The 13,068-nt window shown below is 45.0% G+C and carries 9 protein-coding genes; 1 reads left to right on the plus strand and 8 read right to left on the minus strand.

Annotation, left to right across the window (positions count from 1 at the left end; genetic code table 11):
- Nucleotides 1–432: sigma D regulator (rsd, locus tag AB6E54_RS22340; RefSeq protein ID WP_372169049.1), on the plus strand; the 432-nt coding region annotated here is incomplete at its 5' end.
- Between the two features lie 330 nt (nucleotides 433–762).
- On the opposite strand, the gene rpoC is transcribed toward rsd, so the two are convergent.
- The 8 genes from rpoC to secE form a co-directional block, all read right to left on the minus strand.
- The gene (rpoC, locus tag AB6E54_RS22345; protein ID WP_017060527.1) at nucleotides 763–4,965 is read right to left on the minus strand and encodes a DNA-directed RNA polymerase subunit beta'; all 4,203 of its coding nucleotides are present in this window, start codon (nucleotides 4,963–4,965) and stop codon (nucleotides 763–765) included.
- Nucleotides 4,966–5,057: 92 nt separating this feature from the next.
- A complete protein-coding gene (gene rpoB, locus AB6E54_RS22350; protein ID WP_017060526.1) occupies nucleotides 5,058–9,086 on the minus strand; it encodes a DNA-directed RNA polymerase subunit beta in 4,029 nt (1,342 codons plus the stop codon).
- Between the two features lie 235 nt (nucleotides 9,087–9,321).
- Nucleotides 9,322–9,690, minus strand: a complete 369-nt coding sequence (gene rplL, locus AB6E54_RS22355; protein ID WP_017060525.1) for a 50S ribosomal protein L7/L12 — start codon at nucleotides 9,688–9,690, stop codon at nucleotides 9,322–9,324.
- Between the two features lie 57 nt (nucleotides 9,691–9,747).
- Nucleotides 9,748–10,242: a 50S ribosomal protein L10 gene (gene rplJ / locus AB6E54_RS22360; protein ID WP_017060524.1), complete on the minus strand. Its 495-nt coding sequence runs from the start codon at nucleotides 10,240–10,242 to the stop codon at nucleotides 9,748–9,750.
- Nucleotides 10,243–10,492: 250 nt separating this feature from the next.
- Nucleotides 10,493–11,197 carry a 50S ribosomal protein L1 gene (rplA, locus tag AB6E54_RS22365; RefSeq protein ID WP_017060523.1) on the minus strand — a complete coding sequence of 235 codons (705 nt, stop codon included), beginning with the start codon at nucleotides 11,195–11,197 and terminating at the stop codon, nucleotides 10,493–10,495.
- A gap of 4 nt (nucleotides 11,198–11,201) precedes the next feature.
- Nucleotides 11,202–11,630: a 50S ribosomal protein L11 gene (gene rplK, locus AB6E54_RS22370; RefSeq protein WP_010435555.1), complete on the minus strand. Its 429-nt coding sequence runs from the start codon at nucleotides 11,628–11,630 to the stop codon at nucleotides 11,202–11,204.
- A gap of 213 nt (nucleotides 11,631–11,843) precedes the next feature.
- Entirely contained in the window at nucleotides 11,844–12,392 is a 549-nt protein-coding gene (gene nusG, locus AB6E54_RS22375) for a transcription termination/antitermination protein NusG (protein WP_010435556.1), read from the minus strand.
- A 13-nt stretch (nucleotides 12,393–12,405) separates the two neighbouring features.
- Entirely contained in the window at nucleotides 12,406–12,783 is a 378-nt protein-coding gene (secE, locus tag AB6E54_RS22380; RefSeq protein WP_010435558.1) for a preprotein translocase subunit SecE, read from the minus strand.
- Between the last annotated feature and the right edge of the window lie 285 nt (nucleotides 12,784–13,068).

Raw genomic sequence — 13,068 nt, forward strand, 5'->3', positions numbered from 1 at the left:
CATTGGCTCGAAACTCGACAGTCTCTAATCGTTGAATATTGTAAGCTAGGTGCCTTGCAGCCAGCTAGCAACGGGCAATCAAACGTTGTTGAACTCCCTTCCCCTAAAGAAATAAGCTCATTCTGTGATCATGTTGTCGATTATATCTCAGAGGGTCATTTTAAGATCTACGATATGGTCATGAAAAAATGGCAAGCAACAGGCTTTAAAACCAATGACGAGATTGATACAACTTACGCGAAGATCGTACTTACAACCGAGCCGCTTCTAGAATTCAATGATAAGTACGTTAAAGTAAATGCAGACGATGAGTTGCCTAACTTCGAAGGAGATATGTCCAAAGTAGGTGAACTACTCGAACTACGTTTTGAAGTAGAAGATAATCTTATCCAGCTTATTGCAGACAGTTTAGCGATTCCACCAGGCGCTTAGTTAGCCGAATCCTTAATAAGCTTGCCTCTGTGCAAGCTTTTTGTTTTGTCTGTAAGGTTATCCAAACTACCCAGAACCTTTCAGACAGAGCTTACTCGCTCGCCCTGACCTTTAGCCATAAGCATATGGTTACAGCCCTAATCAGCCTAGTCATCTCTACCCTTTATCTTACTGGCCTCAAAGAGCACTCTTCAGGACATAAATCCAACCTCACCAGCTAGATAAGCACACCTATCACTTTATAAGTCATAGCTAAATACCAATACGCCAGATACAAAAAAGGCACCCGAAGGTGCCTTTTTCTTATCTCTTAGAGACTACTCGTAGAGCTTACTCTTCTGAAGAGAAACCAGCGTTTAGAAGTGCTGCTAGATTGTCAGTAGCTTGTTCAGCTGAAGGACCTTCTTGCTCTTCTTCACGTTGTTTTTGACGCTCTTGGTGGTATGCGAAACCAGTACCAGCTGGGATCAGACGACCAACAATTACGTTCTCTTTCAGACCGCGAAGGTCATCACGCTTACCAGAAACCGCAGCTTCTGTTAGTACGCGAGTCGTTTCTTGGAACGATGCAGCTGAGATGAATGACTCAGTTGCAAGAGATGCTTTAGTAATACCTAGTAGATCACGTTCGAAACGTACTAGTTCTTTACCTTCAGCTTCTAGCTTACGGTTAGCAATCTTAACATTGTGGTACTCAACTTGTTCGCCAGGTAGGAACGGAGAGTCACCAGAATGAGTGATTGTACACTTACGTAGCATTTGACGAACGATAGTCTCGATGTGCTTATCGTTAATCTTTACGCCTTGTAAGCGGTAAACTTCTTGAACTTCGTTCGCGATGTACTGAGTTACTGCGTGGATACCACGTAGACGCAGGATATCGTGTGGAGTTTCAGGACCGTCGGCGATTACATCACCACGTTCAATCTTCTCACCTTCGAACACGTTCAATTGACGATGCTTAGGAATCATCTCTTCGTAAGCGTCACCGCCTTCACGAGTGATTACTAGACGACGCTTACCTTTCGTTTCTTTACCGAAAGACACAGTACCTGTGTGCTCAGCAAGGATCGCAGGCTCTTTAGGCTTACGAGCTTCGAATAGGTCAGCTACGCGTGGTAGACCACCGGTGATATCTTTGTTTCCGCTCGATTTTTGAGGGATACGAGATAGTGTGTCACCGATGCCAACTTCAGCGCCATCTTCGATGTTTACAATCGCTTTGCCAGGTAGGAAGTAGTGAGCTGGCATATCAGTACCAGGGATCATTACGTCGTTACCTTGCTCATCAACAAGTTTGATAGCTGGACGCATATCTTTACCTGCTGCTGGGCGAGCTGCTGCGTCTGTAACTTCACTTGAAGAAAGACCCGTTAGATCGTCAGTTTGACGAGAAACTGTAATACCATCGATCATATCTACGAATTGGATACGACCTGCCACTTCAGTGATGATTGGCATGGTATGCGCTTCCCAGTTAGCTACAACTTCACCAGCAGTAACTGCTGCGTTGTCGCCTTTGGTTAGCATCGAACCGTAAGGAAGTTTGTGCTTCTCTTTAGTACGGCCGAATTCATCAATAATCGTCATCTCAGATGCACGAGAAGTGATAACCAGTTTCTTATCTTTGTTAACTACGAACTTAGCATTGTGAAGTTTCACAGTACCAGTTGTCTTAGCTTGGATGCTGTTCTCTGCTGCTGCAGTAGATGCCGCACCACCGATGTGGAACGTACGCATCGTTAGCTGTGTACCCGGTTCACCGATAGATTGTGCAGCGATAACACCAACTGCTTCACCTTGGTTCACTAGGTGACCACGTGCTAGGTCACGACCGTAACACTGTGCACAACAACCGAAGTCTGCATCACAGGTAACAACAGAGCGCACTTTCATGCTATCTACTGAGTTGTCTTCCATGATTTGACACCACTTCTCATCAATCAGAGTATTACGTGGAATCAGTACATCTTCAGTACCAGGCTTAAGAACGTCTTCAGCTACTACACGACCTAGAGCAAGCTCAGAAAGTGCAACTTTAACGTCACCACCTTCGATGTGAGGCATCATGTCGATACCTTCATGCGTGCCACAGTCATGTTCGTGTACTACAACGTCTTGAGCAACGTCTACTAGACGACGAGTTAGGTAACCCGAGTTTGCTGTTTTCAGTGCTGTATCCGCAAGACCCTTACGAGCACCGTGCGTTGAGATAAAGTACTGAAGGACGTTTAGACCTTCTTTAAAGTTCGCTGTGATCGGCGTTTCGATGATTGAACCATCTGGACGCGCCATCAGACCACGCATACCTGCTAGCTGACGAATCTGAGCTGCAGAACCACGTGCGCCCGAGTCGGCCATCATGTAGATGCTGTTGAACGATTCTTGCTGTTCTTCTTCGCCGTCACGGTTGATAACTGTTTCAGAAGATAGGTTATCCATCATTGCTTTCGCAACGCGGTCATTCGTAGATGCCCAGATATCGATAACTTTGTTGTAACGCTCACCCGCAGTAACAAGACCAGATTGGAATTGCTCTTGGATTTCGCGAACTTCTTCTTCAGCAGATTCAATTTCATCGTATTTCGCTTGAGGTACAACCATATCGTCGATACCTACAGAAACACCAGAAAGTGCAGCGTATGCAAAACCTGCGTACATGATTTGGTCAGCAAATACTACTGTATCTTTTAGACCAAGCTTACGGTAACACTCGTTAAGAAGAGTAGAGATCTGCTTCTTACCTAACTTTTGGTTAACGATGCTGTACGGTAGGCCAGCTGGAACGATTTGCCATAGCATTGCACGGCCGACAGTTGTATCAACCATCTTCGTTTCAGTAGTGCTGTTACCATCTTCGTCTACTACAGTTTCGGTGATACGTACTTTAACGCGAGCGTGTAGCTCAGCAGTCTTAGTACGGTATGCCTTTTCAGCCTCAGCAGGGCCAGCAAGGTACATACCTTCGCCTTTCACGTTGATCTTGTCACGTGTCATGTAGTAAAGACCCAATACAACGTCCTGAGAAGGTACGATGATCGGATCACCTGACGCTGGCGACAGAATGTTATTCGTCGACATCATCAGTGTACGTGCTTCAAGCTGTGCTTCTAGAGTTAGAGGCACGTGTACCGCCATTTGGTCACCATCGAAGTCGGCGTTGTATGCCGCACACACTAGTGGGTGAAGCTGAATCGCTTTACCTTCGATTAGTACTGGTTCAAACGCTTGGATACCTAGACGGTGAAGTGTAGGTGCACGGTTAAGTAGTACTGGGTGTTCGCGGATTACTTCGTCCAGGATATCCCAAACGATAGCTTCTTCGCGCTCTACCATCTTCTTAGCAGCTTTGATTGTCGTAGCCATACCACGAGTTTCTAGCTTGCTGTAGATGAACGGCTTAAATAGCTCAAGTGCCATCTTCTTAGGAAGACCACACTGATGTAGACGAAGGTATGGACCTACTGTGATTACAGAACGGCCAGAGTAGTCTACACGTTTACCTAGAAGGTTCTGACGGAAACGACCTTGTTTACCCTTGATCATATCAGCAAGAGATTTCAGAGGACGCTTGTTAGAACCAGTGATAGCACGACCACGACGACCGTTATCTAGAAGTGCATCAACAGACTCTTGCAGCATACGCTTTTCGTTACGTACGATGATGTCCGGAGCAGCTAGCTCTAGAAGGCGCTTCAAACGGTTGTTACGGTTGATCACACGACGGTAAAGGTCGTTCAGATCTGAAGTCGCAAAACGACCGCCATCTAGTGGTACTAGAGGACGTAGATCTGGCGGCAGAACCGGAAGTACAGTCAGAATCATCCATTGCGGATCGTTACCCGATGCAATGAACGCTTCAACTAGCTTCAGGCGCTTAGTAACTTTTTTACGCTTAGTTTCTGAGTTAGTCGTTTCTAACTCTTCGCGCATTTCTTCCACTTCTTGATGAAGGTCCATTGTTGCAAGCAGATCTTTGATCGCTTCAGCACCCATCTTAGCAGTAAATTCGTCACCCCACTCTTCTAGACGATCCAGATACTCTTCTTCAGTAAGCATCTGAGATTTTTCTAGATCAGTCATACCTGGTTCAGTTACTACGTACATCTCGAAGTAAAGAACACGTTCGATATCACGTAGAGGGATATCCATTAGTAGACCGATACGAGACGGCAGTGATTTTAGGAACCAGATGTGAGCAACTGGTGAAGCTAGCTCGATGTGGCCCATGCGGTCACGACGAACTTTAGTTTGTGTAACTTCAACGCCACACTTCTCACAGATAACACCACGGTGCTTCAGGCGCTTGTATTTGCCACAAAGACATTCGTAGTCTTTAACTGGACCAAAAATACGTGCACAGAACAGACCATCACGTTCAGGTTTGAACGTACGATAGTTAATTGTTTCCGGCTTTTTAACTTCACCAAAAGACCATGAACGGATCATGTCTGGTGAAGATAGACCGATTTTGATTGCATCAAATTCTTCGGTCTTATGCTGTGCTTTTAGAAAGTTTAATAAGTCTTTCACATTCAGCTCCTGTAAGGAGTTAAAGGAGCTCACTGCTGTAGCAAGCTCCCTTTTACCAAATAATCCTATCTTCTTTTAAAAAGAAGGAGGGATTACTCTTCGTCTTCTAGCTCGATGTTGATACCTAGCGAGCGAATCTCTTTCAACAGTACGTTGAACGACTCAGGCATACCAGGTTCCATGCTATGGTTACCGTCTACGATGTTCTTATACATCTTAGTACGGCCGTTAACGTCATCTGACTTAACTGTTAGCATTTCTTGTAGAGTATATGCAGCACCGTATGCTTCTAGTGCCCATACTTCCATCTCACCGAAACGCTGACCACCGAACTGAGCTTTACCACCAAGTGGTTGCTGAGTTACTAGGCTGTAAGAACCAGTTGAACGAGCATGCATCTTGTCATCAACCAAGTGGTTCAGTTTCAGCATGTACATGTAACCAACAGTTACAGGACGCTCAAACGAATCACCAGTACGACCATCAAACAGTTTAAGCTGACCAGATTCTGGCAGATCACCCAGTTTAAGTAGTTCTTTGATTAGAGACTCAGAAGCACCGTCGAACACAGGAGTAGCAATCGGTAGACCGCCACGTAGGTTCTTGATCAGTGTACGAACTTGATCATCAGACAGTTCAGCAATATCAACTTTCTGACGAGTATCACCAAGATCGTAAACCTTCTGTAGGAACTCACGGAACTTATGCAGTTCTTGTTGTTCCTTAACCATTTGGTTGATCTTGTCACCGATACCTTTCGCAGCCAAACCTAAGTGAACTTCTAGGATCTGACCGATGTTCATACGCGATGGTACACCCAGCGGGTTAAGTACGATGTCTACAGGCTGACCTTTCTCATCGTATGGCATGTCTTCAACAGGGTTAATCTTAGAGATTACACCTTTGTTACCGTGACGACCGGCCATCTTATCACCAGGCTGGATACGACGTTTAACCGCTAGGTAAACTTTAACAATCTTAAGAACGCCAGGCGCTAGATCATCACCTTGAGTGATTTTACGACGCTTAGTTTCAAACTTCTTATCGAAGTCTGCTTTTAGCTCATCCCACTGCTCAGCAAGTTGCTCAAGCTGTGTTTGTAGCGCATCGTCTTCTAGAACTTGCTCTAGCCATTGCTTACGACCGATAGTATCAAGCTTAGCTTCAGAGTAACCACCAGACAGAAGTACAGCTTTAACACGGTTAAGAAGGCCACCCTCAAGAATTTGGAACTCTTCAGTTAGGTCTTTCTTAGCTTCTTTAAGCTGCATCTGTTCGATTTCAAGTGCACGCTTGTCTTTCTCTACGCCATCGCGAGTGAAGACTTGTACATCGATGATAGTACCCGAAACAGAGTTTGGTACACGTAGAGAAGTATCTTTAACATCAGATGCTTTCTCACCGAAGATAGCACGTAGTAGCTTCTCTTCAGGAGTCAGTTGAGTTTCACCTTTAGGGGTTACTTTACCAACTAGGATGTCGCCACCCTTAACTTCAGCACCAATGTAAACGATACCTGACTCGTCTAGTTTAGACAGAGCAGACTCACCTACGTTTGGAATATCAGCTGTGATCTCTTCAGAACCCAGCTTAGTATCACGAGCCACACAAGATAGTTCTTGGATGTGGATTGTCGTGAAACGGTCTTCTTGAACTACGCGCTCAGATACTAAGATCGAGTCTTCGAAGTTGTAACCGTTCCAAGGCATGAATGCGATACGCATGTTTTGGCCAAGAGCTAGTTCACCAAGGTCTGTTGAAGGACCATCAGCAAGAACATCGCCACGTGCAACTGGTTCACCAGGAAGTACAGTTGGACGTTGGTTAATACATGTGTTTTGGTTCGAACGCGTGTACTTAGTTAGGTTGTAGATATCGATACCAGCTTCGCCAGGTACCAATTCATCTTCGTTAACCTTAACTACGATACGAGAAGCGTCTACAGACTGAACTTGACCACCACGTTTAGCAACCGCTGTAACACCAGAGTCAACTGCGATGTTACGTTCGATACCAGTACCTACTAGAGGCTTATCAGCCTTAAGTGTTGGTACAGCTTGACGTTGCATGTTGGCACCCATCAATGCACGGTTCGCATCATCGTGTTCTAGGAACGGGATAAGCGAAGCAGCGATAGATACTACTTGGTTTGTCGCAACGTCCATGTAGTCAACGTGATCGCGTGGATGAAGACCAGATTCACCTTTTTGACGAGCTGTGATTAGCTCATCTGCAAACGTACCTTCTTCAGTAAGAATGGTGTTTGCTTGCGCGATTACGAATTGACCTTCCTGGATTGCAGACAGGTAATCAACTTCTTCTGTTACTACACCATCTACTACACGACGGTACGGAGTTTCTAGGAAACCGTAATCGTTACAACGTGCAAACGCAGATAGTGAGTTAATTAGACCGATGTTTGGACCTTCAGGCGTTTCGATCGGACATAGACGACCGTAGTGAGTTACGTGAACGTCACGTACTTCGAAGCCTGCGCGCTCACGAGTAAGACCACCAGGACCTAAAGCAGAGATACGACGTTTGTGCGTAACTTCTGACAATGGGTTGTTTTGGTCCATGAACTGTGAAAGCTGTGAAGAGCCAAAGAATTCTTTAACTGCAGCAGAGATCGGCTTAGCGTTGATAAGGTCTTGAGGCATGATTGCATCAAGGTCACCAAGGCTTAGGCGCTCTTTAACGGCACGTTCTACACGAACTAGACCAACACGGAATTGGTTTTCTGCCATTTCACCTACAGAACGGATACGACGGTTGCCAAGGTGGTCGATATCGTCCACTTCACCAATACCGTTACGGATACCAATCAGTTTCTTCATCACTTCGATGATGTCTGATTCATCCAGAGTACCGCGCTCTTCTTCTTCTTCACGCTCGATAGAGCTGTTGAACTTCATACGGCCTACAGTTGATAGGTCGTAACGTTCTTCAGAGAAGAATAGGCTTTCGAATAGAGACTCTGCAGCTTCTTTCGTTGGTGGCTCGCCAGGACGCATCATGCGGTAGATTTCTACCAATGCAGAGATGCGATCTACTGTGCTATCTGCACGTAGAGTGTCTGACATGAATGGACCGTGATCTAGGTCATTCGTGAACAGAGTTTGTAGAGCCTTGTGGCCTGCTTGAGACAGGTTAGCAAGAGCTTCTAGGCTAATCTCTTGGTTCGCGCCAACGATGATCTCGCCAGTTGCTTCGTTGATGTAATCTTTAGATGCAACTTTACCAACGATGTACTCTACTGGTACTTCGATGTGCTCAACGCCATCTTTTTCAAGTTGACGGATATGGCGAGCAGTAACACGACGACCAGTCTCAACGTAAGTTTTACCGTTTGCTTCGATGTCGAATGACGCAGTTTCACCACGTAGACGATCAGGAACCAACTCCATAAGAAGAGTTTGGTCTTTCACTTCGAAGTTCACTTTGTCGAAGAACAGATCAAGGATCTCTTCAGTCGATTTACCAAGTGCACGAAGAATAATCGATGCTGGTAGCTTACGACGACGGTCGATACGTACGAATAAGTTATCCTTAGGATCGAACTCAAAGTCTAACCATGAGCCACGGTAAGGAATTACACGTGCGTTATAAAGAACTTTACCTGATGAGTGGGTCTTACCCTTATCACTGTCGAAGAACACGCCTGGGCTTCGGTGCAGCTGGGATACGATAACCCTCTCGGTACCATTAATTACGAAAGTACCATTGTCTGTCATAAGCGGAATTTCGCCCATGTAGACTTCTTGTTCTTTAATGTCTTTTACAGTACCTGCTGGTGCATCTCGATCAAAGATAACTAGACGTAGTTTTACGCGTAGTGGCTTTGAGTAAGTAACACCGCGGATTTGACATTCTTTAACGTCAAAAACTGGCTCACCAAGACGGTAGCTAACGTATTGCAGCTCAGAATTGCCGTTGTAGCTCTGAATTGGAAATACAGAACGGAAAGCAGCTTCAAGACCGTATTGACCTTCTGGATCCTGTTCGATGAATTTGTCGAAAGAATCAAGCTGGATCGATAACAGGTATGGAATGTCCAAAACTTGTGGACGAGTACCAAAATCCTTACGGATGCGCTTTTTCTCGGTATAAGAGTAAACCATGGGGTTCCTCAGCTCGCTGATAAGTGACCCAAACCACCCAAAACACTCTTCAGAGGGGGTGGTGACAAACAGCTGTTTAGTGGTAGTGAACAATCATTTCGAAAAAATGACTGTTTTTTTGCTCGGATTATGACGGTTAAACAGCGGAAATTTCGTCATAGCCCTACAGCGCAAAAAGGCCGGTGGTTAATAAACCACCAGCCATTAGCCTTGCGGCTATGAAATTAAGTAATAATTACTTGATTTCAACAGAAGCGCCAGCTTCTTCTAGCTGTGCTTTAAGAGCTTCAGCTTCAGCTTTGTCAACGCCTTCTTTAAGCGCTGCAGGAGCTGAGTCTACAAGACCTTTAGCTTCTTTAAGACCTAGGCCAGTTGCGCCACGTACAGCTTTGATAACTTGTACTTTGTTAGCGCCAGCAGCAGTTAGGATTACGTCGAATTCAGTTTGCTCAGCAGCAGCGTCGCCGCCAGCTGCGCCACCAGCTACAACTGCAGCTGCAGCTGAAACGCCGAATTTCTCTTCCATAGCTTCGATAAGCTCAACAACTTGCATTACAGACATTTCTGCAACTGCGTCTAGGATTTGCTCGTTAGTAATAGACATAACAATTCTCTTTTAAGTCAACAATAAGTTTAATTTGCAACCAGTGAAAAGCAAGGCTTAAGCCGCTGCTTCTTCTTTTTGGTCACGTAGTGCAGCGATAGTACGAACCAGCTTGCCAGCAGAAGCTTCTTTCATGCACATCATTAGGCGTGCGATAGCTTCGTCGTAAGTTGGTAGTGTCGCTAGTACTTCAGCATCAGTAACTGCGCCTTCAAATGCAGCAGCTTTGATCTCGAAATCTTTGTTCTCTTTAGCGAAGTCTTTGAAAAGACGCGCTGCAGCACCTGGGTGCTCGTTAGAGAACGCGATCAGAGTTGGACCAGTGAAAGTGTCTACTAGACACTCGTAGTCTGTACCCTGAACCGCACGGCGTGCTAGTGTGTTACGAACAACTTTCATGTAAACACCCGCTTCGCGAGCTTGTTTACGTAGAGAAGTCATTGCGCCAACTTCAACGCCACGAGAATCAGCTACAACTGCAGAAAGTGCACCACTGGCAGCTTCGTTGACTTCAGCAACAATTGCTTTTTTGTCTTGAAGATTTAAAGCCATTTGGATTAACCTCTGGTTGTGATTACAGCACCCAATACAAAATGTATTGAGCGTTTACGATGTTATTTAAAAGTGAATAAATCCACTTCAAACCACAACATCGCCTACGTAGGTTTTATTAAGCTATCAATAATCTAATGAAAATCGACAGCGCCTACGGTCTTGGGATAGATGATTTCAAATTGCTTTAAAACCACCCAACCACAAATATTAGGCGCAGAAGTATACACTAAATCTGCGCCTAAGCAAATTAGTTTGCTTGAGTGTCAAGACTAGCTTGATCAACAGCAACACCAGCACCCATCGTAGTAGAGATGCTTACTTTCTTCAGGTAAGAACCCTTAGCTGAAGAAGGCTTAGCTTTCTTAAGAGCAACTAGAAGAGCTTCTAGGTTCTCTTGAAGCTGGCTAGCTTCGAAAGATGCTTTACCGATAGTAGTGTGGATGATGCCGTTCTTGTCGTTACGGTAACGAACCTGACCAGCTTTAGCGTTCTTAACCGCTTCAGCAACGTTAGGAGTTACAGTACCAACTTTAGGGTTTGGCATAAGGCCGCGTGGACCTAGGATTGTACCTAGTTGACCAACAACACGCATTGCATCTGGAGAAGCAACAACTACGTCGAAGTTCATTTCGCCTTTTTTCACTTGCTCAGCAAGATCTTCCATACCAACGATATCTGCGCCAGCAGCTTTAGCAGCTTCTGCGTTTGCACCTTGAGTGAAAACAGCAACGCGGATGTCACGGCCAGTACCGTGAGGTAGCACTGTTGCGCCACGAACGTTTTGGTCAGATTTACGAGCATCGATGCCTAGGTTAACAGCAACATCTACAGACTCAACGAATTTAGCAGTCGCTAGTTCTTTAAGAAGAGCAACAGCTTCGCTGATTTCGTATTCTTTAGTTGAGTCAACTTTGTCGCGGATTACGCGCATACGCTTAGTAAGTTTAGCCATGATCTTATCCCTCTACCACTAGGCCCATTGAACGAGCAGTACCAGCAATAGAACGTTTCATTGCTTCGATGTCAGCACCAGTCATATCAGCAGCTTTAGTTTCTGCGATTTCCTGAACTTGAGCGTCAGTAACAGTACCAACTTTCTCAGTGTTTGGACGACCTGAACCAGACTTAACGCCAGCAGCTTTCTTAAGAAGAACAGCAGCAGGTGGAGTCTTAGTTACGAACGTGAAAGAACGGTCGTTGTAAACAGTAATAACTACTGGAGTAGGTAGACCTTTCTCAACAGATTCTGTTTTTGCGTTGAACGCTTTACAGAATTCCATGATGTTCACGCCGTGTTGACCTAGAGCAGGACCAACCGGTGGACTTGGGTTTGCCATACCAGCTGCAACTTGCAGTTTGATATAAGCTTCAACTTTCTTAGCCATGATATTTCCTAATATTTTGGGTACATGCGCTAGCCGCAAGGCGAGCTCCCCATAAATTCAATTAACTCTTTTTCACTTCCACAGAAGCAAAAAGGCGCGAAATTATAATCATAATTCGCGCCTTTAACAACCCTAAAAAGGTGATTTTTTATACTCTTTTATTTTGAACAACTTATGAAGTATTTATCCACAGCTTGTTCAAAACTTAGAGTTTTAGTCCAGTTTTTCAACCTGACCAAATTCAAGCTCAACCGGTGTTGCACGACCAAAGATCGATACAGATACCTTAATGCGGCTTTTCTCGTAATCTACTTCTTCAACAGTACCGTTGAAGTCAGCAAATGGACCATCGTTCACACGAACCACTTCACCCGCTTCGAACATTGTCTTAGGACGTGGAGACTCGCTCGCTTTCTCTAGACGGTTCAAGATAGCATCAGCTTCTTTATCAGTGATTGGTGCAGGACGATCAGAGGTACCACCAATGAAGCCCATAACACGCGGAATGCTGCGTACTAAGTGCCATGATTCATCATTCATGATCATTTGAACTAATACGTAGCCAGGGAAGAATTTACGTTCACTTTTACGGCGTTGGCCTGCACGCATTTCCACTACTTCTTCAGTAGGTACTAGCACATCGCCAAATAGTTCTTCCATGTTGTGCATTTTAATATGCTCGCGTAGCGACTGTGCAACACGACCTTCAAAGCCAGAAAAGGCTTGAACTACATACCAACGTTTTTTTGGAGCTTCACTCATGAATCAGAACCCTCTACACCCCAGTTGCTAGAGAAACTAGACGGACCATAATGCCGTCAATTCCCCAAAGCACTAGAGACATAACAATACATACAGCTAAAACGATCAATGTAGTTTGCATAGTTTCTTGGCGAGTAGGCCAAACAACTTTACGAATCTCCATACGAGATTCTTTTGCAAAATCGATCGCAGCTTTACCTTTAGTTGTTGTTGCTGCAACGCCTAGTGCGGCAGCAATCAGCACAACTACACCTGCAGCGCGAATTACAACAGACAATTCACCATACAGGTAATTACCCACAACAGCAGCAGCCAACAGAACAAAAGCGACAATCCACTTCATTGTATCTGCTGCACCTGAGCTATCAGGAGTTTCAGCGTTTGCTTTCATAAAACCAACCTGTGATAAGTCTTAAATATAGACGACAATAACCCCGCTGTTGCAGGGCACATTCCTTTGCGTTGCAAAACAACACATCTAACAGTCATTTTAGTCAAAAAGACCGTTTAATTCTTTGCTAAGAGCAAAAATCGATGTCAAAACATCCAACTCTTTTTTTAGCGCAGAAAAAGGGCATCAAATGATGCCCTTTTTACTAGTGGTTCGTCAAATCTTATGCAAAGATTTTAGCTACAACACCAGCACCAACTGTACGGCCACCTTCGCGGATTGCGA

Origin of the sequence: Vibrio sp. 10N.247.311.49, from assembly GCF_041467655.1 — a bacterium.
GTDB lineage: Bacteria > Pseudomonadota > Gammaproteobacteria > Enterobacterales > Vibrionaceae > Vibrio > Vibrio crassostreae_C.

Coding starts and splice junctions, on each gene's coding strand:
- rpoB (WP_017060526.1), bottom strand. CDS start 9,086: ATGGTTTACTCTTATACCGAGAAAAAGCGCATCCGTAAGGATTTTGGT.
- rplL (WP_017060525.1), bottom strand. CDS start 9,690: ATGTCTATTACTAACGAGCAAATCCTAGACGCAGTTGCAGAAATGTCT.
- rplJ (WP_017060524.1), bottom strand. CDS start 10,242: ATGGCTTTAAATCTTCAAGACAAAAAAGCAATTGTTGCTGAAGTCAAC.
- rplA (WP_017060523.1), bottom strand. CDS start 11,197: ATGGCTAAACTTACTAAGCGTATGCGCGTAATCCGCGACAAAGTTGAC.
- rplK (WP_010435555.1), bottom strand. CDS start 11,630: ATGGCTAAGAAAGTTGAAGCTTATATCAAACTGCAAGTTGCAGCTGGT.
- nusG (WP_010435556.1), bottom strand. CDS start 12,392: ATGAGTGAAGCTCCAAAAAAACGTTGGTATGTAGTTCAAGCCTTTTCT.
- secE (WP_010435558.1), bottom strand. CDS start 12,783: ATGAAAGCAAACGCTGAAACTCCTGATAGCTCAGGTGCAGCAGATACA.